A 24,545-nucleotide genomic window follows, 5' to 3' on the forward strand; every position below is an offset into this window, starting at 1 on the left:
AATTACTCCGCGGCCGGAGCACCGTAGCCGGTGCGGAAGAAGCTGCGCTCCTGGGCGCGCTTTTCCGGCCTGTGCCGTGTCAATGCCAGTATGAATCCGGCCGTGACACATATGGCAATCTGCGACGAACCGCCATAGGAAATCAGCGGCAAAGTCATACCTTTTGCCGGCAAAAGCTGCAAATTCACACCAATATTGATGATCGACTGGAAGCCGATCTGCAATACGAGGCCGGCAACGGCAAAGCGGGTGAAGTGGCTGCGGTCGCGAAAAGCGTGCGACAGGCCGCGCATGACGACGAAAATGTATAGCCCGAGCAGCGCCATGCAGAAGATCACGCCGAACTCCTCGGCAGCGACTGAGAAGACGAAGTCCGTGTGGCTGTCGGGCAGGATGCGCTTGACGATGCCCTCGCCCGGACCGGAGCCGAACCAGCTTCCGCGTACGATCGCCTCATGGGCGGTATCGACCTGGTAGGTATTGCCCTCGCCAGTCAGGAACTGATTGATGCGCAATGCGACATGCGGGAAAAAGCCATAGGCAAAGAACAGACCGCCCGCCGCACCGCCCGCCATCAGCACGATCCAGATCCACGGCATGCCGGCCATGAAGAACATCGAACCCCAGACGGCGGTCGTGAGAATCGTCTGGCCGAGGTCAGGCTCGGCGATGAGAAGGGCCGCGACGATGACGAACAGGATCATAGCGAAGAGATTGCCGGGAATATCGGGCTGCCGCTGATGCTCGGCGAACAGCCAGGCGCAGACCACGACGAAAGCCGGCTTCATGAATTCCGATGGCTGGATCGACAGGAACGAAATGGTGATCCAGCGGCGTGAACCCTTCACTTCCATGCCGATGAAGAGGACCAGCACCATCATCGCCAGCGACACCACCAGCATGATCATCGCCGCACGGCGCACCTGGCGCGGCGACAGGAAGGAGAGGCCGACCATCACGATGATCGACGGCAGCAGGAAGAGCGCATGACGCTCGACGAAATGGAAACTATCGAGGCCGATTCGCTCGGCAACCGCCGGAGAAGCCGCGAAGGACAGCATGAAGCCGGTGCCGATAAGAAGAACGAAAACCGCCAGGAAATACCGGTCGATCGTCCAGAACCACTCCGCCAGTGGCCCCCGTTCCGCTCTGCTTACCATACGCAAATCCTCTTTTTTGCCATGATGCAGGCAACCTCTTAATTTGCTGTTAACCACATCCGCCGCGACGCGGTTTTCCAGCCGGAATCAAGACACTACCGGGCCAAGCATGAGGCAGGCTTGCCGCCTTCACACAAGCATTGTAACGCCATCGAGCTTGGCGACGAGTGCGACGAAATGATCGCCGCGCACTTCGAAATTCTTGAACTGGTCAAAGCTCGCGCAGGCCGGTGACAACATCACCACGGCACCGGCCCGGTCGTCCTTCTCGGCGTCCTTCGACGCGTGCAAGACGGCGTTCTCCAAAGTGCCGGAGATCTCGTACTCGACATCGGTGCCGAGGGTAGCCGCGAATTGCGGTGCCGCTTCGCCGATCAGATAGGCCTTGGCGATGCGGTTGTAGAGCGGCTTCAGCGATGCGATGCCGCCCTCCTTGGGCAAGCCGCCAGCGATCCAGTAGATGCGATCATAGGAGGAAAGCGCGGGCGCCGCCGCTTCCGCATTGGTCGCCTTGGAATCGTTGACGAAGGTCACCGAACCGCGCCGGCCCACTGGCTGCATGCGGTGCTTGAGACCGGGGAAGGATTTGAGGCCCGCGCGAATTTCCTCTGCCGTGACGCCGACGGCCAGGCAGGCGGCAATCGCCGCCGACGCATTCTGGGCATTGTGTGAGCCGCGCAAGGTCTGGATGCCGTCGAGATCGGCGACCAGTTCGGCCTTGCCGGCGACGGCCTGAAAAATCTTCTGGCCGTCGGCGTAAAGGCCGTTCGCCAATATGTGCCGGCGCGAGATGCGGGTCACGTTGACGCCTGCATGTTCCAACCGGTCGGCGATCAGGCTGCAATAGCTGTCGTCGTCGCCGACGATGGCCGTGCCAGAGCCCGCCACCAGCCGCTCCTTGACATCGGCATAATGCTGCATGGTGCCGTGGCGGTCGAGATGATCGGGCGTGAGATTGAGCAGGATGCCGGCGGTCGGGTTGATCGTCGGCGCGAGATCGATCTGGTACGACGAGCATTCGACGACGTAAAAGCGGTTTGAAGCGGGCGGATCGAGCGTCAGCACGGCGGTGCCGATATTGCCGCCGAGCTGCGTATCGCGGCCGGCCGATTTCAGGATATGCGCAATGAGCGCCGTTGTCGTCGATTTGCCGTTGGTGCCGGTGATCGCAATGAACGGGCACCCCGGCGCCAGCGCCCGGCGCTCGCGGCAGAACAGCTCGACATCGCCGATGATACCAACGCCGGCGGCATGGGCCAGATCAACCGTCCAATGCGGCTTCGGATGGGTGAGCGGCACGCCGGGCGATAGCACGAAGGCTTGGAATGCCGACCAGTCGGCATGGTGGAGATCGGCCGTGCCGATGCCCTTGTCGGCGGCTTTCTGCACCGAATCCGGATTGTCGTCCCAGGCGGTTACATCAGCGCCGCCTGCAGCCAGGGCTTCGGCCGTTGCCAGCCCCGAGCCACCCAGGCCGAACAAGGCGACCTTTTTCCCCTTGAAAGACGTGACGATCATAGCAGGCTCACCGGATCTTCAGCGTGGCGAGGCCAAGGAGGGCAAGAATGACGGAAATGATCCAGAATCGGATCACGACCTGGCTTTCCGTCCAGCCCTTCTTTTCGAAATGGTGGTGGATCGGCGCCATCAGGAAGACGCGCTTTCCCGTGAGCTTGAAGCTGCCGACCTGGATGATGACCGAAAGCGTTTCCATCACGAAGACGCCGCCGATGATGGCCATCACGATCTCATGCTTGGTGGCAACCGCGACCGAACCGATCAGGCCGCCGAGCGAGAGCGAACCCGTGTCGCCCATGAAGATGGCGGCAGGTGGCGCGTTGAACCACAGGAAGCCGAGGCCTGCCCCTATCACCGTCGCGACGACCACCGTCAACTCGCCTGTACCGGGCACGAAATTGATCTGCAGGTAATTCGAAAACACGGCGTTGCCGGCGAGATAGGCGATCACGCCGAACGAGGCGGATGCGATCATCACGGGCACGATCGCGAGGCCATCCAGTCCGTCAGTGAAGTTCACGGCATTGCCCGCCGCCACAATCACGAAGGCGCCGAAGATCACGAAGAAATAGCCGAGATTGAGCAACAGATCCTTGAAGAACGGAAAGGCGACGGAGGTGCCGATTGTCGAGCCCGGCTGGCCGGCGGCCATCGCCGTTCTCATCATGAAATAGCATGCAACGGCTGCGATCACGGCTTCCACGAGCAGTCGCCATTTACCCCCAAACCCCGCCGTCGTCTGCTTGGTCACCTTGAGATAATCGTCATAAAAGCCGATCAGGCCGAAACCGAGCATCACAAGCAGGCAAGAGACGACATAGACATTGCCGAGATCGGCCCAGAGCAGCGACGAAATCACCACCGCGACGAGAATCATCAACCCGCCCATCGTCGGCGTGCCGGCTTTCTTGAGATGCGTCTGGGGACCATCGGCGCGGATCGGCTGGCCCTTGCCCTGCCGGACCCTGAGCGAGTCGATCATGCGCGGGCCGAAGAAGAAGACGATGAGCGCGGAGGTGAAAAGTGCGGCACCGGCCCGGAAGGTGATGTACCGGAACAGATTGAATATCTGCAGATGATCCGCGAATTCCACCAGCCACAAAAACATCAATCGTCCCCTAAAGTCCCGTTAGGCCGCGCCAGCAGCCGGAAAATTCGTCGTCAGCGCCGAGACGATCCGGCCGAAGCCCGTTCCCTTCGAAGACTTGACCATAAGCACGTCGCCCGGCCTGATATTCTCGAGTATATAGGCCGCAAGCTCGTCCGCATCCTGCCGATACACTGTCTGTGAGGCCTCGCCAAGCGCATCGCGCAAATAGGCCATATCAGGACCCGCGAGCCAGATGTCGGTGATCCCGGCTGCCTGCAGGGGTGCCGCGAGCCCGGCATGGACTTCCGCCGAGTGCTCGCCCATCTCCAGCATGTCGCCGAGAATGGCGATCCTGCGCCCGCCCTCGCCCGACCGCGCCGCTTCCAGCAGTGCGATAGCCGCCCGCATCGAGGCCGGATTGGCATTGTAGCTTTCATCAATCAGCGTGAAGGTGCCGCCCGGCGCTCTGAGATGAATTCGCTGGCCACGCCCCTTGGCTGCGGTGACATCTCCAAAAGCCGCGACGACCGTTTCGAGATCGGCGCCCGCGAGGTAGCATGCGGCCAGCACGGCCACCGCATTCTCGGCAATGTGCCGGCCCGGCGCCTTGAGATTGACCTCGACGGTACGGCCGCCGATGACCGCCCAGAACGTCGCGCTGTCGCCCTCGGACTGATAATCGACCAGCCGGAAATCGGCTTTGGCGCTGACACCGAAGGAATGAATGTTGGCGATGCGGCAAGCCGCTGCGACGGTTTCGAGATAATCGAACTGGCTGTTGTCGCGGTTAAGCAGCACATGGCCATCGGCGACGACGCCTTCGAATATCTCAGCCTTGGCGGCGGCGATCTCCTCGATATTGCGGAAATTGCCGAGATGGGCGGCGGCGATCGTCGTGATGATGGCGATATGAGGCTCGACCATCTTGACCAGCGGCCGGATCTCGTCGGGATGGTTCATGCCGATCTCGAAGACGCCGAAATCGGCATTCTCCGGCAGCCGCGACAAGGTCAGCGGCACGCCCCAGTGATTGTTGAAGGATGCCGGCGAGTAATGCACGCTACCGCAGGCAGAGAGAACCTGGCGCAGCATCTCCTTGGTCGTTGTCTTGCCGACAGAGCCCGTAACCGCGATGATCTTGGCGCTCGTCCGCTGCCGCGCGGCATGCCCGAGCTTCTCCATTGCCTCGAGCACATCGCCGACGACGATCAGCGGCGTCGTGATCCGGCCGAGTGCCGGCAGCTTGGCCTCGGAAACCACCAATAGCGCTGCACCATTGGCGGCCGCCACATTGGCAAAGTCGTGCCCGTCCACGCGGTCGCCCTTGATGGCGAAGAACGCTTCACCGCCCTTGAGGTCGCGGCTGTCTATGGAAATGCCCGTGATGCCCTGCGGCATCGAGCCGATGGGACGGCCCGCCATGGCAGCGATCATATCGGCGGTTTTCCAGAGATACTCCGTCATGCCGCAAGCGCCTTCCTGATTTCCTCATGGTCGGAGAACGGCAGCACCTTGTCGCCGATGATCTGGCCTTCCTCATGGCCCTTCCCCGCAACGATCAGCGTATCGCCCGCGCCGAGCATATGAACGGCCCGGCGGATTGCATCGGCCCGGTCGCCGATCTCGACAGCACCCTTGGCGGCAGCCATGATCTCCGAGCGGATCTGCGACGGAACCTCGCTTCTCGGATTGTCGTCCGTCACAATCGTCACGTCGGCAAGCCGCGTCGCGACCTCTCCCATAATGGGCCGCTTGCCCTTGTCGCGATCGCCGCCGCAGCCGAACACCACGACCACGCGGCCGGTGGTGAAGGGACGAACCGAGGTCAGCACCTTTTCCAGCGCATCCGGCTTGTGCGCGTAATCGACATAGCAGAGCGCGCCGTCCTTGGTATGGCCCACCAGTTCCAGCCGGCCCGGCGCCCCATGAATATGGTGCAGCGCCTGCAGCGCCTTCGCCGCAGGCACGCCCGTGACAATGGCGAGCCCAGCCGAGACGATGGCATTGGCGATCTGGAAATCACCGGCCAGCGGCAGGTGAACCTCGAATATCTCGCCGCCGTGATGGATCTCGGCGACCTGCTTGTCACGGAAATGCTCAACGCGCTTCAATGACAGGAAATCGCCCTTGCGGCCGACGGTGCAGACGTCGAGGCTCGCGGATTTCGCCGCCGTGATCGCCTTGCCCGACCACTCGTCGTCCGAATAGACGATAGCCGGCGCACCGTTCGGCAGCAGCGTATCGAACAGCCGCATCTTGCTCTGGAAATAGTGTTCGACCGTCGGATGGTAATCCATGTGATCGCGGCCAAGATTGGTGAAGGCACCAGCGGCGAGCCTCACCCCATCGAGGCGGCGCTGGTCGAGGCCGTGGCTGGAAGCTTCCATCGCGCCATGGCTGACGCCTTCGTTGGCAAGGTCGGCCAGCAGCCGGTGCAGCGTCACCGGGTCGGGCGTCGTCAGCGAACCGTAATCGTTGCGGCCGGGCGCGATAACGCCTGTCGTGCCGATTTGGGCTGCGGCGAGCCCGGCCTGCGCCCAGATCTGCCGGACGAAGGATGCGACCGAGGTCTTGCCGGCAGTGCCGGTCACCGCGACCATCGTCTTTGGCTGTGCGTGGAAAAGATTGGCAGCGGAAATCGCGAGCAGCCGACGCGGATCGTCGACTTTCAGCACGGGAACGGCCGCATCAGATATAGCTGTGGATAGACCTGTCACGACGGCGGCGGCGCCTCGCGCCATCGCATCCTGCGCATAGGTCGCACCATCCGCCTTGGTACCGGCGAGCGCAAAGAACAAGTCGCCCGGCTTCACCGAACGGCTGTCCGAGGAAATACCTGAAATCTCGATGCCTTCGGCCTGTGCTGCGACCCCGGCATAAGCGCCGCCCATCACGTCCCCGAGCTTCATACGCGCCGTGCCCCTCGTCCTGTTCGAATCAGGATTTCGTTTTTACCCGTCAATAAGACTCAAGCAAGGCAGTTCCGTCCGCTCCGAAGCGTGGCTTGATGCCGAGCAGGGCGGCCGAGCGGCGAATGATCTCGCCGGCCATGATGCCTGCATTGCAGCCTGCCGTCACGCCGCAGCCCTGATGCGCCACCTTCGGCTCGTCGATGACCACCATCACGACATATTTGGGATCGTTGATCGGAAACGCGGCTAGGAAGGCATTGAAACGCACGGAGTTCGAGTAGCGGCCATGCACCACCTTCTCGGCGGTGCCGGTCTTGCCGCCAACCAGCAGGCCGGGCGTGTCGGCGCGGCGGCCCGAACCATCGACCACGTTGGCGCGGAAGAGCGTGCGCATGTCCTCCACCGTGTGAGGCTTCAGCACCATGACAGCGTTTTCGTCAGCCTCCTCCGCCGTGCGCGGCAGGAATGTCGGCTGGATCAGCTTGCCACCATTCATCAGCGCCGCGGCGGCCATCGCCGTCTGCAGCGGGGTGGTCGATACACCATGGCCGAAGGCAACGGTCATGGAGGTGATCTTCTTCCAGACCTTGGGCTGCGACGGGGTGGCAACCTCAGGCAGTTCGGTCTGCAGCCGGGTCAAGAGACCAAGACGGGTCAGGAATTCCTGGTGGCCTGCAATCCCGACCACGTCGGCCATCTTAGCCGAACCAATGTTCGAGGAATGGACGAACACATCGGTGACCGAGAGAATGCGCCGCGTGGCATGGAAATCGTGGATGGTGAATCCGCCGATATAGAGCGGCCGGCGGGCGTCGAACGTATCGTTCATCGATACCTTGCCGGAATCGAGCGCCATGGCGCTGGTAAAGGCCTTGAAGGTCGAGCCCATTTCGAACAGACCGCCGGAGACGCGGTTCATATCGCTTTTGGTTGCGCGGTCGATCGTGTCGGCGGGATTGTTGGGGTCGAAATCCGGCATCGAGCCAAGCCCCAGGACTTCACCGGTATTGGCATCGAGGACCACGGCACCGGCGCCGATTGCCTTGTAGCTCTGCATGCCGGTTACCAGCACGTCGTGCACGATGTTCTGGACGCGCAGATCGACGGAGAGTTTCACCGGCTCGAGCTTGGCGTTCGCCGTCGTCATGCCGAGTTCGGCCAGATCGGCGAGCCCCTGCATGTCAAGATAGCGCTCCATGCCGGCAACGCCGCGATTGTCAATATTGACATAGCCGACGAGATGCGCCGCGACTGGGCCGCTGGGATAGAAGCGGCGCTTGGCCGGGCGAAAACCGATGCCGGGAATGCCGAGTGCGAGGATTTCGCTCTGCTGCTTCGGCGTAAGCTGACGGCGCAGCCACTGGAAATGCGATTTATGCGTCAGCTTGCGGTAGATATCCTTGGTGTCGATATCCGGCAGCACGGTCGAGAGCAGTTCGACGGCCTCGTCCGGATCGACGATCTTGTGCGGTTCGGCGAAAAGCGAAACGGTCCTGACGTCGGTCGCCAGGATTTCGCCATTGCGGTCGAGAATATCGGGCCGCGAGGCGACGGTGTTATCCGCCCGCATGATGGAGGCGACGGTCTGTGGCGCCGTCATGCCATACTGCACCAGCCGGCCGCCGATGATGCAATAGACGACCGTAAACGCACCGATCATGATGGCGATGCGATTGCGTGCCTGGCCGCCAGTCGCCTTTCGCGTGCCCTCGAAGATCATCGGATCGGGCGCGCCCGGAAGTCGCCCCCCCGCGCCGGTGTTGAAATGGGCCTTGCTCTTCAAGACCATGATGCGAGAGAGAAAGCTCATTCTGGTTTCACCGATCCGGTGTTGATCTTGTCGGCATCAGCGTCAACGTCGGCAACGATCGTCTTGGCATAGGCCTTGGCCTCCTTGTCGGAGACCTTGCCGTCCTTGTCCTTGTCGGCCGGATCGAAGACCGGCAGATCAGCCTTCAGCATCGGCAGTTCGGATGCCTGGGTGAGTTGGGTCGATTCTGTCGGCACCAGTTGCAACTCGCCCTGGTAGGAGGTGATCAGCTTCTGCAGCCGCGACGGCTGGGTGAGCAGCGCCCAGTCGGCCCTGAGCAGGTCGATCGTGTCGCGTTCCAGCTTGATCTCGGCTTCGAGCTTCCTGACCTCTTCGAGCTTCAGCTCCGCCTGATGCTTGATCGTGTAGGTGACCGCAGCGACCGCGGTCATGATGACGATCAGTATGATGTCGAGCGTACGCAGCATTCAGCCACCCATTCTTTCAATATCAGCCAGTTGAGGCAGGTCGAATATCGTCTGGTCCGCCTTGCCGGCCTTCACTGTCGTGCGGATACCGGCACGCAGCTTGGCGGAGCGCGCGCGTGGATTGATCTCGGCTTCCGCTTCCGTGGCGGAGGCCGCCTGACGGGTCAGGAGTTCGAATATCTGCGGCGCCTGGCTGACCTCGGGCAGATGCCGGGAACCGGATGCACGACCCGCCCGATCGGCGAAGAAACGCTTGACGATCCTGTCTTCCAGCGAATGGAACGCGACGATGACCAGCCGTCCGCCGGGCTTCAACGACCGTTCGGCGGCAAACAGAGCATCGACCAGTTCACCGAGTTCGTTGTTGACGTAGATCCTGAGCGCCTGGAAGACGCGTGTCGCCGGATGGATCTTGTCGGTGGCACGGCGCGGATTGACCTTCTCGATCACGCTCACCAGATCGCGCGTGGTGACGAACTTCCTGTCGGCACGGCGCTTTTCGATGGCGCGCGCGATGCGGCCGGCGTGACGCTCCTCCCCGAGCAGGCCGAAGATCCGGATCAGGTCGTTGACGCGGGCGCGATTGACGACATCTGCAGCGCTCACGCCGTCCGACGACATCCGCATGTCGAGCGGGCCGTTGCGCTGGAAGGAGAAGCCGCGCTCGGCCTCGTCGATCTGCATCGATGAAACCCCGATATCGAGCACGACGCCATCGAGCCCGCTCTCGGGCGCGAAGCTGTCGAGCCTGCCGAATGTGGTGTGATGAAGGGAAAGCCTGGGCGAGAATTCCGCGACCATGGCCTGGCCGCCTGATATCGCGTTCGGATCACGGTCGAGCGCAATGACATCGGCGCCCTGTTCGAGGATACCCCGCGTATACCCGCCTGCCCCAAAAGTGCCGTCGAGGATGATCTTTCCGGGTGCAGGCGCGAGGTGCTCGAGCACCTCGGCCAGCATTACCGGAATATGCCGGATCGATCCGCCGATGGCATCGCTTTCGCTGCCATGATCCGCCATACCGCCGCTACCCCGCACTATGAAGGGCTGAGGCCTCGTTTCCTCAACTCTTCTCTTGCCGCCATTTGAGCCGCCGAGAAATCTTCCGGCCGCCACAACTGAAAATAATCCGACCGTCCCGCGAAGGTCACTTCTCCGGCTATCCTCGTATGGCTCCGGATGAAATCCGTCACCGATAGCCGGCCCTCCGAGTCGAGCCGCATGAAGACCCCGCCGCCGTGAACGACCAGCGAGATCCTGTTTGCCTCCAGCGAGAATGGGTCCAGATTTTCGAGCTGACGCTCGAAACGCATGAGCAAATCCGGGCCGCCGATATTGATCGCCGGAAAATGAAAGTCCTGGAAGCAGTAAAGCTCCTCGATACCCAGCGAAGCCAGAGCGGTGCGGAAAGGCGCAGGCACAGACACCCTGCCCTTCGCATCGATCCTGTTCGTGGCACTCGAAAGGAACCGGGACATTACGCGAAACTTCCGCTTCCACACACACGGCCCCGCTACATGGAACCGCTACACACTTGATAAAAAGCAAGGAATATCCGTCTTCCCGCACATCTGCGCGAGGTCTGGCTGGCCCTGAGAACCAGCTTTCACCTGATGGGAGACGGGCATCACATTGCCCTTGAACAGTACGTATTTGGGATAGCATGGGCATATATGGGCGTCAATGGGAGAAAGCTCAAATCACCGGTCGGACCTGTTGAATATTCATAAGCTGTTAAGTTTAACGAAAGGTTCACGGATGGCGTCGCACATACTTGGCCATACGCCTGAAATATTGATCATCGTTGGGGAAAGAAAAACGCCAGTTGGCCTGTAAGCCGGGTTCTGTATGGCTCCGGTCGCCCGGAACGTGGCAGCCATTCATCTGGGACGACGCTCGCACGCCGCCTCACGCAACCCACCCGGATGACGAGGCCGGAAACGGCCCTGCATGCCGAAGCATACGTGTCATCCCTATTCGGTCTTGCTCCCGGCGGGGTTTGCCATGCCGTTTCCGTTGCCGGATCCGCGGTGGGCTCTTACCCCACCTTTTCACCCTTACCCGGTAAACCGGGTGGAATATTTTCTGTGGCACTTTCCCTGGGGTCGCCCCCGCCGGATGTTATCCGGCGCCGTATTTCCGTGGAGCCCGGACTTTCCTCACCTCACAGCCTTTCGGCATTTGCAAAGCGCGGCTGCCCAGCCAACTGGCAGGGCTCATGTAGAGCAGCCCGGCACGGAAGGGAAGCCGAGGCGCCAAAATAAACGCTCAGAGGAACTGCGGTGTGAAATCCGCGCGATAGGCCCGGTCGATGATACGGCCATGGAGCAGCAGTTCCGCGCCTAGCCTGCCGATCTCGTCGGAACTCTTGGCCGCCGCGCCGCATCCGCCCGCCATGATGGCAATCGACGGCTCCGACGTCCAGCCGATCGCCGGATAGCCGGTCGGCGTATAGGAGGTGACGCAGGAACTCGTATGGATAGATACAATCTTCAGATCAGGCACCAGCTCGTTCATGTTGGCGATGAGATGCGCACGCGTATCGGCATCGCCCTCGGTCCGGAACCATGCGCGGACATCGCTCTCCTCGGGCAAGGGAATATCGACCGGGTCGCCGCCGATCTTGAGATAGAACCTGCCATCGGGATAGCGGATCGGCGGCAGCATATAAATGCCGAGCATCACGTCCTCGCGCTTGGAAATCAGCGACGGCATGGTGGCGAGGCGCGCGGCCTCCTCCGCATCGACCTCGAAGAATGCGACGGTCCGGCCATAGACGGTCAGGTCAAGCCGTTCCGGCAGCAATCCCGGCCGATTGGTGAAGCCACCGGTCGCGACCAGCACCTTTGCCGTTGTAATCGTGGCGCCGCCCACCGTGACGATCTCGACATGACCGTCGCGCTGATGGATCGCCGCGACCTCCTCGCGGATCACGGCACCACCGGCAAGCTCGGTCAATTTCGTCTGCGCCGCGACTAGATTCCTCGCGCTGATATGCCCTGCATTGGAGGCCTCGAACACGGCATCCGAACCAGCAGGGAAATTGAAGTAAGGAAATCTCGCCCTCAGGTCCTCGTCATCGAAATCGCTGGTATCGACGCCAAGTTTGGTCGCACTCTGCCTCACATCGGCCATATGCTCCTGGGCGCGACCGGTCGTCAGGCCAGCGGCCAGGCAGCCCTTCTCACTGAAAAAGGTTACTCCACTCCGCGCCTCGATGTCGCGATAGCGCGCGATCGAGCGATTGGCGAGCCGCGCCCAGTTCTCGTCCGGATCGATGGTCCGGGTAATGCGGCCCTCGTCGTAATGGCTGCCGAAGACACCAGGATGCGTCGCCTTGACCTCCGGCTCGTCCGGCCCGATCAGCGCTACGCCCGGCACCTGCTCCGAGAGATGGCGAGCGGCGGCCGACCCGGTCATGCCCCGTCCGACGATGGCGAATTGGAATTGGGGGGTCATTTGGGCTCCGAAAAAAATCGCGCGAAGTTGCTGATGGCACCGACCTTGGCCATTAGCACGAATATGAGAATGGCGAGTCGCCAGAGCATATTTTCCTGACCCCAAGCACGCAACTTTTGCAGGAGAGTATAGGCGTCGTGGCCGCGCTTAATGAGACGCCGAGCTTTCCGGTCGAGGGCCTCGATACGCATCTGGCGCCATCTCAATGACATGCCGACAGCGATGATCACATGGGCGCCGAGGGCAAGCGGCAGGAACGGTGCATCGAGTTCCAGAACCGCTATGAGCGACACCAGCGCGGCGGCCGAAACCAGAGCCGCACCATAGAGCCTGTAGTTGATCGCGAAGAATGGCGGAAAGAACAGTGCAAAGAATGAGAAGGACAGCGGGTATCGGCCGGTCTTTCGGACGCGTTCGTAATAGGTCTGCATAGCAGCATCGTCGCCGAAGGCAGCGTTGACAAGACCGCGACTGACCGGAGGAACTCTTCCCGGAGAGGGACCATCAACCTCATCAGGAAGGGCTCGCCCGACTGCGATCGTGAGGGCATTGACGAGATCCCTCGCCTCTTGCTCGTCAAGAAATTCAAGCAGTTCCGTATCGTTCTTGAGGAAGCGGAAGCGGTTCTCAAAATCGCGAAGGACGCCGATATATTCGCCGAGGATACGCTCCTCAACGGGGGTTGCTTCAATGCCCAACGTCGAAATATCCGGAATGTTGGGGACATCACGCTGGAGATCGAAAACCAGCTTGTCGAGCACGCGCCACATATGGAAGCGATAATCTTCCAAGCTCGACTGTTCCAGCAGATCGAAGATTGGCGCCCACCGCGCTTGCAAATCTCCTTCCGATCCCATTTCCTCCAGCAGCTTTTCGATGTTGGGGCCTGCGGGGGGCGTAGCCGAAGGTTCTCCACGCGGACATAAGTCGATCTTCGCAACTTCAAGCGCGCCACGATCTGCTGAAAGCAAATCATCGCCGACATGCTGGAGCGAAACGAATGGGGCAGTCACCTCCACTCCAATGTCGACTTCCATGTCGTCGTCGGAATCGTGACCAGGAGCCATCGACAAAGCCAGATCGCGCGCTTCGAGCAGTTCCTGAAACCCCGCCGGATCCTCGTCCGGTCGCGTGACCTTCAGTCTCACCGCATACGCCTTCCGGATCGCTCTCTCATCCTCCGAGGGCTCCATCCCAAGCACTGTCCACGGATACCTACTCACCGGAAATACACCCTCGCCGCAGCCATCAAGATCATCACAGCCACACCGACCGCGATACCGGCTCGACTGGGCTGCCCCCAAATGCGCAACTTCTCCACGATCTCGCTCGAACTGAAGCCATTCGCCGTCAGCTTCTTTGCCTGCTGCCCCAGCGCATGCAGCCTGATCCGCCGCCAGTTGAATGCGAACGCAAAGGCCACGATCAGGTAGACCGGGAGTGCCAGCTTTCCGACCGCGACGTTACCGCCTCGGCTCCAGATGACGTGAACGAGGTCATTCGCAGCCGACAGGATGATCACAAGTGCCGCTATGCCGTAGAGTCGGTAATAGAGCGCGAAAGGCAGAGGGAAGAGCAATCCCAGCCAGGAGAACGCCCTCGGAAAGCTGTCCTTCTCACGCGCCGCTTGATAGTAGGCGCGCATCTTCTCGTCCCACGCCCAGGCGGCCTGCACATAAGCGGAATTGACGGTCTCGACGTTGATCTCGCGCAAATTCAACGGCCTCTCGATGCGGGCACGCCCGACCGCCAGGGTCAACGCCTTGATGAATTCGTGCGCATCCGCGTCATCGAGATAATCGAACAGCATGGTGTCGTGACGCAGAAAATCGAAGCGGGACTCGAAATCCGCGAGAATGTCGCGATAGGAGCCGAGAAATCTTTTGCCGTCGATGCTCGGATCGACCTCCCAGGTCGAGATGTCGGGCAGTTCACCTACCGCACGGGAAAGATCCGCGGAGAGCTTGTTGACAACCCGCCACATCGCCTCGGGATAGTCGGCAAGCCTGGCAAGTTCGAGAGCGTCGAACACGTCTGCCCATTGCGTCTTGAGATCGCGCCAGGGGTGAGACTTCCCGACCGCTCCTAGGAGATCCTCGATATCAGGCTCGGGTTCATCCTCCGCAATTCCGCTCGGTAGAGGCAACTCGGATGCATCCACATGGCCGATGTCCTCATCCGATCCACCGGAGCGCGCTTCGCGAAGCTCCGGGTTCCCCGCGCGCGCCTTGACCAGCAGCACAGGTGACGCGTCGGGAGCCGCGCTCACCACGCGCTCGGGCTCCGCAGGGGCGGGCATAATTTCCGTCGCCTGCTCATGAAGCTGCGGCTCTACGTCGGCACGCCGCGACATGAAACGGCTCCGATCAAGCGCAAGATCGCGTGCCTCCACCAATGCCTGGAAGCCCGCGGCATCCTCGTCCGGCCGCGTGACCTTGAGTCTCGCCGCGTAGGCGCGGCGGATCGCCTTGCCGTCGCTGGTCGGCGCGATGCCGAGGATGGACCATGGATAATCGAGGTCCATCGTGCTCAACTTTGCGTGAAGACGAATCTGTCGAAGCGGTCGAGAAACTCGCGGAACTCCAGCCGCGCGCGGTCGAGATTGGCCTCGCGTTGATCGTCGATGACCGCGTTGAATTGAAGCAGACCATTGGCGATCGCCTCGCGCTCCTCATCGAGCGCTTCCGCATAAAGCCGTTCGGCGCGCGCGATCAGTGCCTTGTTCTCGGCCTGGTCGCGTGGGGCGAGCTTGATCGCGGCGAGTTCCGAGAACCGCTTCGAAAGCTCGACTTCACTCATGCCGGAACTGTTCGCAAAAACCGCCTTGAAGACTTGCATGGTGGAGGTCACGGTTGCCTCGACCTCAAGCGCGCCGTTGAGGTCGTAGGTGAAGCGTACGTCGACCGATTGCTTGCCGGCCGGCCCCGGCGGCACCTTCACCATGAGGCTGCCGATCATCACATTGTGTTCGGGCTTCAGGTTCTCGCCCTGGAACACGCGCAGATCGATCATCGACTGATTGTTCTCAACGGTGGTGTAGCTCTCGACACGGCTGATCGGCACCGTGGCGTTGCGTTGGATGATCGGCGACACGACATCCTCGCGCCGGCCATCTGGACGCTCCCGGCTGATCCCGATGCCGAGCGTGAACGGGCAGACATCGGTCAGCAGCACGTCCTCGACAGCTGCGGAGCGCGCCTTGAGTGCCGATTGGATCACCGCGCCCTGGGCGACCACCTCGTCGGGATTGATGTTGACGAAGGGCAGCTTGCCGAAGAGGCGCGCCACCATCTGGCGGATCGCGGGCATCCGCGTGGCGCCGCCGACCAGAACCACGGCATCGAGTTCATCCGGCGCGATCGTCGAATCCCTCAGCGCCCGTTCAAGCGGCTGGCGCAGGCGGCGGAAGAGATCGGCGCATTCGGTCTCGAACTCCTCGCGCGTGACGTGGCCCTCAAGCACGCTGTTCGAAAGCGCAATACGATAATCGACGCCCGGCCGCGCCGAAAGTTCGACCTTCACTGCCTCGGCGGCCCGGATCAGCCGCGCGAGATCGACATTCGACAGTGTCGTCGTCTCGATCTTGCTCTTGCGGCAAAGAAGCCGCGCGAGAGTGTCGGTGAAATCGTCACCGCCGAGGAAATTGTCACCGGCCGAAGCGCGGATCTCGAAGACGCCGTCATATTTGTGCATGACCGAAACGTCGAACGTGCCGCCGCCGAGGTCAAACACGAGGAACTGCCCCTCCTCCTGTGCCTCAAGCCCATAAGCGAGGACTGCGGCCGTGGGCTCGTTGACAAGGCGCTCGACCTTGAGCCCAGCGAGCTGCGCGGCATGGATCGTGGCTTTGCGCTGCATATCGTTGAAATAGGCAGGGCACGAGATGACGACCTCCTCCACCGTGCCGCCGTGCCGGGCCTGGAAATCATCCACCAGCGAGCGCAGGACGAAGGACGAAAGGTCCTCCGCGCGATAACTCTTTGTGCCCAGCTTGACGACGCGATCGCTGCCCATCCAGCGCTTGAAGGACATTACGGCATTGTCGGGATCGACGAGCGCCATCTCGCGCGCGCCTGCGCCGACGACGATCTCGCCCGCCTTGTTCACGGCGACCGCCGACGGCGTCAGGAAACTGTCATGGGCGTTCCTGACAAGGCGTGCCTTGCCGTCTTCAAATACGCCGATAAGGGAATTTGTCGTGCCGAGATCGATGCCGAGAATTGCCATTATGTGTCCGGAAATGCCTGTCAATTCGCAAGGAGATATTCCCAGACCACTACCGGCATTCGGCGTCGGCGACAATAACAACTTGAACTATCAGGACGCGGGCAAAGCCTTCAGCAACCGATGTAGCGTATCGATCGTCGAGAAATCGGCAATACCGTCCACCCGTTCGGGACGGAAATGGCGCTGGAAGGCCTCGACGTCGCCATGCGTCCGATCGCAGAATTCACCGCTGACCGGCATGTTGTAGCCGTAAAGCGCCAGCATCGCCTGCAGCGCCTCGACCGGTGGGCCGCTGTCGCCGCGCTGGAAGAACCGTCCACCCGTTACGGCTACAGGCTCCACCCAGTGGCCGACGCCGGCGGCTGCCAGCGTGTCCCATGGGAACTTCTCCCCCGGATCGACCTTGCGCACCGGCGCGACATCGGAGTGGCCCAGCACACGCTCCGGCGGGATGTTCCAGCGCTGAATGATGCCGCGACAGAGCTTGATTACCGCTTCGATCTGCACATCGGGGAAATCCGGCAACCCGCCGGGATGGCCGGCATTGGCGATCTCGATGCCGATCGAGGCGGAGTTGATGTCGGTCTCGCCTTTCCAGAAGCTCTTGCCGGCGTGCCACGCGCGGCCGGTCTCCGGCACAAGTTGCACGATACGGCCATCCTCGAAGACGAAGTAATGCGAGGAGACCTGGCTCTCTTCCCGCGTGAGCCAGTCGAGCGCGCCTTTTGCGCTTTCCATACCGGTATAGTGGAGCAGAAGGATATCCGGGCTGCGCCCGTCCCTGCGCTCGCTATGGTTCGGCGAGATGATGACTTCGGCGCCTGGATGATCCGGCTCAAATGCGCTCATGCGGCGCGGAGCTCTCTTTCGATCGCGGCATAGGCATCGTTGAAGCGTGCCATCCGGTCATTGGCGATGACGTGGAAACCAGCCGGCAGGCCGCGCGCGGTCAGCCGGTCGGGATGATGCTCCCGCACTAGGCTGATATAATGCTGGCGGATGGTCGGGAAGTCGTCGTGCCGGGAAACGCCAAGCACCTTATAGGGGTCGCGGCCGCCGACATGGACATGGCGCGCCGTGATGCGCTCGAAATGCTCCTCGGACACGCGGAAGATCGATGCGATTTCCGCGAGGAAGACCATCTCGTTCTCATGCACCGCGCCATCGGCCTTGGCGATGTGGAACAGCCCGTCGAGCACGTTTTCCAGCATCGGGCAATTCTCGCCGCCCATGCTGCAAAGGCCGGACAGCTTTTCCGCATAGGCCTGGTAGCCCGCGACATCCTGCTTTGCGAGGTTATAAAGCCGCGCAACATTGCGCGCCTCGGACTCGGGAAAGCGGAAGATTTCCCGGAAGGCGTCGATCTCGTGTTCGGTGACGATGCCATCGGCCTTCGCCATTTTGGCGGAGAGCGCGATGATGGCAACCGAAAACGCCACCTTGCGGCGGGTTTCAGGATCACCTTCGAATATAGTTCGGATAGCCTCGACCAGACCAGAGAGGACATTCGTGGCGGTCTCGGTCACGGCATTGAGCAGTTTTTCCCAGAAGGACATATGGACCGGCTTTCGTATCATTCCGGTTTCAAGGACCGGAACGGTATGAGGTTGAACAATTATGCCGGTAAATGCAAGGCAAGGCGAGCATGAAATTTTCGTAATGCGAGACCGCTAGAGGATTGGTTTCCGCCAATGCGCCATCAGCCAGAATAGGGTCAGGCCCGGAAGCGTCGGCTTCCGGGCCCTTCACAAATTCAGGCACTCATCCGGATCAGGGGCAGATGCGCTTCTTGGTGATCACGGTCTTGTTGGCCTTGTAGACCTTGACGGTCTTGTAGTAGCAAGGCTGGCGGACCACGACCTTCTTCACGACCGTGTTGTGTGGCTTCACAACGATCTTGAGGCTATCCGCAGATGCCGGCTGGCCGAAAGAGAAAGCTGCTGCGCAAACGACGGCGACAGCGATAATCATCTTCTTCATTTGTATCTCCTGGTTCAGGCGCTCAGCCTAATGGGGTATCTGAACGCAAAACAGATTTGCGGTCGAATTGTTCCCTCAAAAACGAATCTCCCGCCCCTGCTCTTAGAAAAACGCCGACCGAGGTGCAAGCGCTGCGACGGCCTAGATCGTTTCATTGTCAAATGGAAGCATTCTGCCGGAGCAGGTTTTCGTCAGGGCAGAGGCGATTGGCGAAGGGCATACTTCGATGTACGTCCGAGCCGATCGCCTCTGATCCTAGCGGAAAGATGCCCGGCCCCTTCGGGGTTGGCCGATACGGGCCGCCTATTCGTTCGGCCGGCTTGGCCGTAGATCTGGGCTACGACACGCGCCGGCCGAACGAATATCCGACTCCGTCTCAGCCAACAGAATGATTCCATTTAACAATGAAACGATCTAGCGCCGATCCGGTTACCAGTCGGTTAACCATGACGTCGCATTAATCGGCTCCTGGTTAAGCTCTTCTCGGTCCGAAGCCACACGCCGGTGATGTGAGAGATTCATGATTTCTTCACTTTACTAATCCGATCGGCTATTTCATCCATTCGCCCGCGAATGGGTTCACAGCGCCTGGAGGAATTTCGATCATGGCAAAACAAAAAGCCGCCCTGCTGACCGCCGGAGGTCTCGCCCCGTGTCTCTCTTCCGCCGTCGGCGGATTGATCGGGCGATACAGCGACGTCGCGCCGGATGTCGAGATCATCGCCTACCGGTCGGGCTACCAGGGCGTGCTGCTCGGCGACTCGATTTCGATCACCAAGGATATGCGGGAAAAGTCCCACCTCCTCCACAGGCATGGCGGCTCGCCGATCGGCAACAGCCGTGTGAAGCTGACCAATGTCGCCGATTGCATCAGGCGCGGACTGGTCAAGGAAGGCCAGAACCCGCTGCGCGTCGCAGCCGAGCAGCTGACCAAGGACGGCGTCACTATCCTCCACACGATCGGCGGTGACGACACCAATACGACGGCGGCGGATCTCGCGGCCTATCTCGGCGCCAACGGCTACAGCCTCACGGTCGTCGGCCTGCCGAAGACCGTGGACAATGACATCGTGCCGATCAAGCAATCGCTTGGTGCCTGGACGGCGGCGGAAGTCGGCGCGCATTTCTTCGACAATGTCTCGAACGAACAAAGTGCGGCGCCGAAGACGCTCGTCGTGCATGAAGTCATGGGCCGCCATTGCGGCTGGCTGACGGCGGCAACCGCCAAGGCTTATATGGAGAAAACCCGCGGCAACCAATATGTCGAAGGGCTGATGATGAATACCGAGCTCAAAAACATCGACGGCATCTATCTTCCCGAGATCGACTTCAATTTCGAGGAAGAAGGCGAGCGCCTGAAGAAAGTCATGAAGGACCACAGCTTCGTCACCGTCTTCGTGTCGGAAGGCGCAGCCCTCGATGCGATCGTCGCCGAGCGCGAGGCTTCGGGCGAACAGGTCAAGCGCGATGCCTTCGGCCATGTGAAGATCGACACGATCAATGTCGGCAACTGGTTCTCGAAGAATCTCGGCGGACTGATCGGCGCCGAACGCGCCATGGTGCAGAAGTCGGGCTACTATGCCCGCTCGGCGCCTGCCAATGCCGACGACCTCAGGCTCATCCAGGGCATGGTCGATCTGGCGGTCGATAGCGCGCTCAATCGGGTTTCGGGCGTCACCGGCCATGACGAGGACAAGGGCGGCAGGCTCAGAACGATAGAATTCGAACGCATTGCCGGCGGCAAGCATTTCGACACCTCGGCTGCCTGGTTCGGCGAGGTCATGGCCAATGTGGGACAGAGCTGGAAGACCCTCTGAAGGCCGCTCGATCGCCGTGCAATGCCGCATTTCCAACGGATTCTTACCGGAAGTACAGCTTCCGGTAAGCTTTCATTAACCAACTGTATTCATAAAGTTTAAACTATTGGCGGCCGCCATGCCGTTAATACCCTGCCTCGCAATGCCACATTTGACACCTATCAAGGGTTGTAAAATGACTTTTTCTGGGTTGCCGCATAAAAGTTAATGAGGTATCAGGGCGTAACGATTTGTGAAGACATACCTGCGCGGTTGGCGGACTGACAGGCAAACACGGACGGAAAAATGCGGCAAAAACTGAAGCTGGCTACGCGGGTAGGTCTGGTCACCGGAGCCATGGTTCTGGTCGCCTCCTGTAGCACGGCTCCCGTTTATTCCGTTGTGCCCCAGTCCAAGCCTTCGCAAGAAGAGATCGCCATGCTGACGCAATTGCAGGCGACCGACACCACCGCACTTGCCAGCGCGGACAGTGCTCCCCTTCAGGTTCAGCCAGCCGATATGGCAACCGACCGCTCGGTGGCGATGGCCTATGCGATACCGCAGCAGAAGCCGCTCGTCGCTAGCGACGCCGCTGCTGCGATCGAGAATAATGTCGTGGCACTTGACCAGACCAGGAAGCCGAAGACCCGCAACATCGAGCTTGCTTCCGCCGATCCGGCGCTGCTGCAGATGCAGCCTGTTGCCCAGGAACCGGCAGTCCTCAATTCCACCACCACGGCCATGGTCGAAGTGCAGCCCAAGACGCGCAGTCTCGATCCCTTCGTGACCTCGACCAAGAATGCCAATCTCAATCAGCTGATCACGAAATACGCCGCACTATATGAAGTGCCAGAATACCTCGTGCATCACGTCGTCCGCCGCGAGAGCAACTACAATCCGGCAGCCGTCCATAGCGGCAACTGGGGCTTGATGCAGATCCGTTACAACACGGCCAAGGGCATGGGCTATGACGGCACGCCGAACGGTCTGCTGGACGCGGAAACCAACCTGAAATACGCGGTGAAATATCTGCGCGGCGCCTGGATCGTTGCCGGCAAGGACGGCAAGAAGGCCGACTGGCTCTACCGCACCGGCTACTATTACCAGGCCAAGGCCAAGGGCCTGCTCGACGAAGCCGGGCTGTAGTAAGTCTCCCCTTCCCTATTGAGGAATGACGCCCGGATCTGGCTCCGGGTCCGGCACCGGGATTCTCGCTGCCTCCACGACCTTTTCCAGCAGCGCCTGCGGCCGGTATTTCAGCTTGGACGGCGTCAGGCCCAGCCGCACCACCACCAGATTTTCCGAAGGCACGATTGCGAGCGATTGACCGTCATGACCGACCGCCCAATAGGTGTCGGCCGGGATGTTGAACGTCTCACCCTGGCGATCACCGGATGCCAGTTTCCAGGCCAACGCGCCGGTATAGACGCCGCCCGAGACATTCGTGGCCGTGCCGACTCGATCGGCAAAATCGGCGGGCAGCACCTGCTGGCCGTTCCAGTCACCCTTGTTGGCGAGTAGCAGCCCGAACCGTGCCCAGTCGCGCGCGGTCGCATACATCAGCGAGCCGCCTGAGAAGGTGCCGGCTTCGTCGGCCTCCATGATTGCACTCGTCATGCCAATCGGCCCGAACAGCGCCTTGCGCGGATAGGCGAGCGCTTCCTGCTGGTCGGAAAAGGTGCTCATCCAGAGCCGGGTCAGAAGCACGGCCGACCCGGTCGTGTATTCGAATTTCGTGCCCGGTTGCACTTCCAGTGGCTTACCTTCGACGAACTTCGCCTGGTCGGGTTCCAGGAACAGCATCCGCGTGACGTCGTTGACGTCGCCATAAGTCTCTTCGAGGTCGAGGCCGCTCTGCATGGCCAGGAGGTCGCTCACCTTGATCCTGGCCCGATCGTCGGTCCATCCGGCGAAGAGTTTGTCCTGATCGTAGGCAAGTTTGCCCTCGGCGATTCGGGACGCGACCAGCGCGGCTGTCACCGTTTTGGTCATCGACCAACCCATCAGCGGCGTATCGGCATCGAAGCCTTCGCCATAGCGCTCGGCGATGATCCGGCCATCCTTGATCACGACGATCGCCCGCATATCGGGCCCGGCCAGTGCCTCATCGGCAATGACGGCTTTCACCCCATCGCTCGTCGGGCGGCTGACCTGGTCGCCGAGCGGCCATTCGAGTTCGGAGAGATCCGTCGACGGCACGTCGGCAAGCGCGACCTTTCGCGCCGCTTCGACGTCGCCATCCGCCACCACGGCGCATCCGAGGCCGGGACGGCTGAGCGCGGTCTGTTCGGCGACGAAGCCGAAGACCTTGGCCGTGACATGATCGTCCTCGCGAGCCACCGACACATATTTGAGCAGCGGGTGGCCGGGCGCCTGCACGTCGTCGGCAAGAACTTCCTGCGGGTCACGGCTGGCGATGAAGGCATTCGAACAGACGATCTTGGCGGCATAGGCCGTGCCGACACGGAGCAATTCCGGCGGCAGGAAATAGAGCCAGCCCAGGGCCAAGACCACCGCGGCGGCGACAAGAAGCCCGAGCCATTTCAAGATCCTGCCGATAATGCGCATGCCGCCGCTCCTTCTTGTTTTTGTTTTTATTAGCTGACGGCACGTAGAAATGCGACGAGGAGGAAGTGCAAAAAGCACTTCCTCCCCTGATCTTTGGGGATATTAGGGATCAGGCACTGATGCGTAGGGGCCCGCTCAGGTCGTCGTTACCTGGCCTTGCGACCATGGCAATCACAGTATTGGCCGGAACCGGCCGGGAGATCAGATAGCCCTGGACATCGCCCGCGCCGAGCGCCCGGACGAGTTCGAGCTGGTCTTCGTTTTCGATGCCCTCGATCGTGGTCCGGACGTTGAAGATGCGGCCAAGTCTCAGGATGATATCCACCAATTCGGTCTCGCGACCGCCGCTCATCATATCCCGGGTGAAGGACCGGTCGATCTTGAGACGATCGACGGGAAACTCCTTGAGGTGGTTGATCGAGGAAAAGCCGACACCGAAATCGTCGATCGCCACCAGCACGCCGATGTCGCGCAGTTCGGCAAGGCCCTTGCGGACAATGGCGATATCGACCGTGAAAATCGACTCGGTGATCTCGATCGTCAGCCTGGACGGCTCGAAGGCATGGATTTCCAGCGCCGTGCGGATATGGTCCGTGAAATGCGGATCGCGGAATTCGTCGCCGGTGACGTTGACCGCGACGCCGATTGTCTGCGGCCAACGGCTCGCATCCTCTATGGCGCGGCCCACGACGAATTTGCCGAGCGCCATGATGTGACCCGAGCGTTCGGCGATCGACAGGAAATCCTCGGGCGTCAGCACGCCACGGACCGGATGCTTCCAGCGCACGAGTGCTTCGAAGGCGCTTAGCTCACGTGACGAGGCGCTGACGATCGGCTGGTATTCCAGGAAGAATTCGCCACGGACCAGGCCGCCAGCGATCTCCTGTTCCACCCGCATGCGCTCCAGCATGTCCTCGGCCAGCGGTGCGCTGTGGAATATATGAGAAGAACCGGAGATTTCCTTGGCGGCGTAGAGGGCCAAATCGGCACGCTTCATCACATCGGCCATGGCAAGATCACTGTCTTCCATGAACGAGATGCCGACAGAGACGCCGATGATGGCTTTGCCTGACTTCAGCTCGAAGGGAGCGCTGACCTCGGTGTGGATCAACCGGCACAATCTCTCGACATCGGCTTCTTCGGGCGAACCGGCAATACTGATGACGAATTCATCGCCGCCAAGGCGGAAGAGCCGCGCCAGGGGGCCTAGCGAACTGACGATCCGCTGCGAGAATATGCAGAGCAGCTCGTCGCCTGCGTCGTGCCCGAGCGTATCATTGACATGCTTGAACTTGTCGAGGTCGAGCAGCAGCACGGCCGGCCGCAAACGGCCTTTGGCGCGGGCAGAGACGTAGTCGAGTATCTCTTTGTCGAGTGCCATCCGGTTGGGTAGGCCGGTCAGCCTGTCATGGAGCGACAGATGCAGCAGGCGGCGCTCGACCTTCTCACGTACCCTGAGCTTCTCGAGGAGATCCGCCTTGACGAAGCCGAACCAATAAAACGCAATGCTCGCGAAAAGGGGCGTCACGAACAAAAGCGCATGAAACGGATCGTCAAGGCGGAATTGGACCTGTAGACTCCGGTCCGCGAGTACGGT

General features: G+C 61.0%; 20 protein-coding genes and 1 other RNA gene. 2 read left to right on the plus strand and 19 right to left on the minus strand.

Features of this window, described 5'->3' with window-relative positions:
* Positions 1-2 precede the first annotated feature (2 nt).
* From ftsW to IHQ71_RS16765, 17 genes are all read right to left on the minus strand, one after another.
* On the minus strand, positions 3-1,160 hold the full coding sequence (gene ftsW, locus IHQ71_RS16685) for a putative lipid II flippase FtsW (protein WP_258157580.1): 1,158 nt from the start codon (positions 1,158-1,160) through the stop codon (positions 3-5).
* A gap of 129 nt (positions 1,161-1,289) precedes the next feature.
* Positions 1,290-2,678: a UDP-N-acetylmuramoyl-L-alanine--D-glutamate ligase gene (gene murD, locus IHQ71_RS16690; RefSeq protein WP_258157581.1), complete on the minus strand. Its 1,389-nt coding sequence runs from the start codon at positions 2,676-2,678 to the stop codon at positions 1,290-1,292.
* Between the two features lie 7 nt (positions 2,679-2,685).
* The gene (mraY, locus tag IHQ71_RS16695; RefSeq protein ID WP_258157582.1) at positions 2,686-3,786 is read right to left on the minus strand and encodes a phospho-N-acetylmuramoyl-pentapeptide-transferase; all 1,101 of its coding nucleotides are present in this window, start codon (positions 3,784-3,786) and stop codon (positions 2,686-2,688) included.
* A gap of 21 nt (positions 3,787-3,807) precedes the next feature.
* Complete coding sequence (locus IHQ71_RS16700) at positions 3,808-5,232, minus strand: UDP-N-acetylmuramoylalanyl-D-glutamyl-2,6-diaminopimelate--D-alanyl-D-alanine ligase (RefSeq protein ID WP_258157583.1); 1,425 nt, start codon at positions 5,230-5,232, stop codon at positions 3,808-3,810.
* On the minus strand, positions 5,229-6,677 hold the full coding sequence (locus IHQ71_RS16705) for a UDP-N-acetylmuramoyl-L-alanyl-D-glutamate--2,6-diaminopimelate ligase (protein WP_258157584.1): 1,449 nt from the start codon (positions 6,675-6,677) through the stop codon (positions 5,229-5,231). The genes IHQ71_RS16700 and IHQ71_RS16705 overlap by 4 nt, the downstream gene beginning before the upstream one ends.
* Positions 6,678-6,726: 49 nt before the next feature.
* A complete protein-coding gene (locus IHQ71_RS16710; RefSeq protein ID WP_258157585.1) occupies positions 6,727-8,490 on the minus strand; it encodes a penicillin-binding protein 2 in 1,764 nt (587 codons plus the stop codon).
* A complete protein-coding gene (locus IHQ71_RS16715) occupies positions 8,487-8,918 on the minus strand; it encodes a hypothetical protein (RefSeq protein ID WP_258157586.1) in 432 nt (143 codons plus the stop codon). The genes IHQ71_RS16710 and IHQ71_RS16715 overlap by 4 nt, the downstream gene beginning before the upstream one ends.
* Positions 8,919-9,938 (minus strand): 16S rRNA (cytosine(1402)-N(4))-methyltransferase RsmH, encoded by a 1,020-nt coding sequence (gene rsmH / locus IHQ71_RS16720; protein ID WP_258157587.1) that lies wholly within the window; start codon positions 9,936-9,938, stop codon positions 8,919-8,921. It abuts the gene before it with no gap.
* A 17-nt stretch (positions 9,939-9,955) separates the two neighbouring features.
* Positions 9,956-10,396 (minus strand): division/cell wall cluster transcriptional repressor MraZ, encoded by a 441-nt coding sequence (gene mraZ / locus IHQ71_RS16725; protein WP_258157588.1) that lies wholly within the window; start codon positions 10,394-10,396, stop codon positions 9,956-9,958.
* A 339-nt stretch (positions 10,397-10,735) separates the two neighbouring features.
* Positions 10,736-11,128, minus strand: an RNA gene (gene rnpB, locus IHQ71_RS16730) — RNase P RNA component class A.
* Positions 11,129-11,186: 58 nt separating this feature from the next.
* On the minus strand, positions 11,187-12,377 hold the full coding sequence (locus IHQ71_RS16735; RefSeq protein WP_258157589.1) for an FAD-binding oxidoreductase: 1,191 nt from the start codon (positions 12,375-12,377) through the stop codon (positions 11,187-11,189).
* The gene (locus tag IHQ71_RS16740; protein WP_258157590.1) at positions 12,374-13,525 is read right to left on the minus strand and encodes a hypothetical protein; all 1,152 of its coding nucleotides are present in this window, start codon (positions 13,523-13,525) and stop codon (positions 12,374-12,376) included. Before IHQ71_RS16740 ends, IHQ71_RS16735 begins: the two co-directional genes overlap by 4 nt.
* A 71-nt stretch (positions 13,526-13,596) precedes the next feature.
* Positions 13,597-14,901 (minus strand): hypothetical protein, encoded by a 1,305-nt coding sequence (locus IHQ71_RS16745; protein WP_258157591.1) that lies wholly within the window; start codon positions 14,899-14,901, stop codon positions 13,597-13,599.
* A 5-nt stretch (positions 14,902-14,906) separates the two neighbouring features.
* Positions 14,907-16,604, minus strand: a complete 1,698-nt coding sequence (locus IHQ71_RS16750) for an Hsp70 family protein (protein ID WP_258157592.1) — start codon at positions 16,602-16,604, stop codon at positions 14,907-14,909.
* A 90-nt stretch (positions 16,605-16,694) separates the two neighbouring features.
* Positions 16,695-17,453 (minus strand): N-acetylmuramoyl-L-alanine amidase, encoded by a 759-nt coding sequence (locus tag IHQ71_RS16755; RefSeq protein ID WP_258157593.1) that lies wholly within the window; start codon positions 17,451-17,453, stop codon positions 16,695-16,697.
* On the minus strand, positions 17,450-18,160 hold the full coding sequence (locus tag IHQ71_RS16760; protein WP_258162858.1) for a DnaJ family molecular chaperone: 711 nt from the start codon (positions 18,158-18,160) through the stop codon (positions 17,450-17,452). Before IHQ71_RS16760 ends, IHQ71_RS16755 begins: the two co-directional genes overlap by 4 nt.
* Positions 18,161-18,374: 214 nt before the next feature.
* Entirely contained in the window at positions 18,375-18,584 is a 210-nt protein-coding gene (locus IHQ71_RS16765) for a hypothetical protein (protein ID WP_258157594.1), read from the minus strand.
* A 605-nt stretch (positions 18,585-19,189) separates the two neighbouring features.
* Between IHQ71_RS16765 and IHQ71_RS16770 the strand changes: the two genes are divergently transcribed.
* Together IHQ71_RS16770 and IHQ71_RS16775 are read left to right on the plus strand one after the other, a co-directional pair.
* Complete coding sequence (locus IHQ71_RS16770) at positions 19,190-20,401, plus strand: pyrophosphate--fructose-6-phosphate 1-phosphotransferase (RefSeq protein WP_258157595.1); 1,212 nt, start codon at positions 19,190-19,192, stop codon at positions 20,399-20,401.
* A 285-nt stretch (positions 20,402-20,686) separates the two neighbouring features.
* Positions 20,687-21,526 carry a lytic transglycosylase domain-containing protein gene (locus IHQ71_RS16775; protein WP_258157596.1) on the plus strand — a complete coding sequence of 280 codons (840 nt, stop codon included), beginning with the start codon at positions 20,687-20,689 and terminating at the stop codon, positions 21,524-21,526.
* Positions 21,527-21,541: 15 nt separating this feature from the next.
* Here the strand turns inward: IHQ71_RS16775 and IHQ71_RS16780 are convergent, their stop codons facing one another.
* Both IHQ71_RS16780 and IHQ71_RS16785 read right to left on the minus strand, forming a co-directional pair.
* A complete protein-coding gene (locus IHQ71_RS16780; protein ID WP_374989867.1) occupies positions 21,542-22,948 on the minus strand; it encodes a serine hydrolase domain-containing protein in 1,407 nt (468 codons plus the stop codon).
* Positions 22,949-23,057: 109 nt separating this feature from the next.
* Positions 23,058-24,476 (minus strand): bifunctional diguanylate cyclase/phosphodiesterase, encoded by a 1,419-nt coding sequence (locus IHQ71_RS16785; RefSeq protein WP_258157597.1) that lies wholly within the window; start codon positions 24,474-24,476, stop codon positions 23,058-23,060.
* Between the last annotated feature and the right edge of the window lie 69 nt (positions 24,477-24,545).

The sequence above is a fragment of the Rhizobium sp. TH2 genome, assembly GCF_024707525.1.
GTDB lineage: Bacteria > Pseudomonadota > Alphaproteobacteria > Rhizobiales > Rhizobiaceae > Rhizobium_E.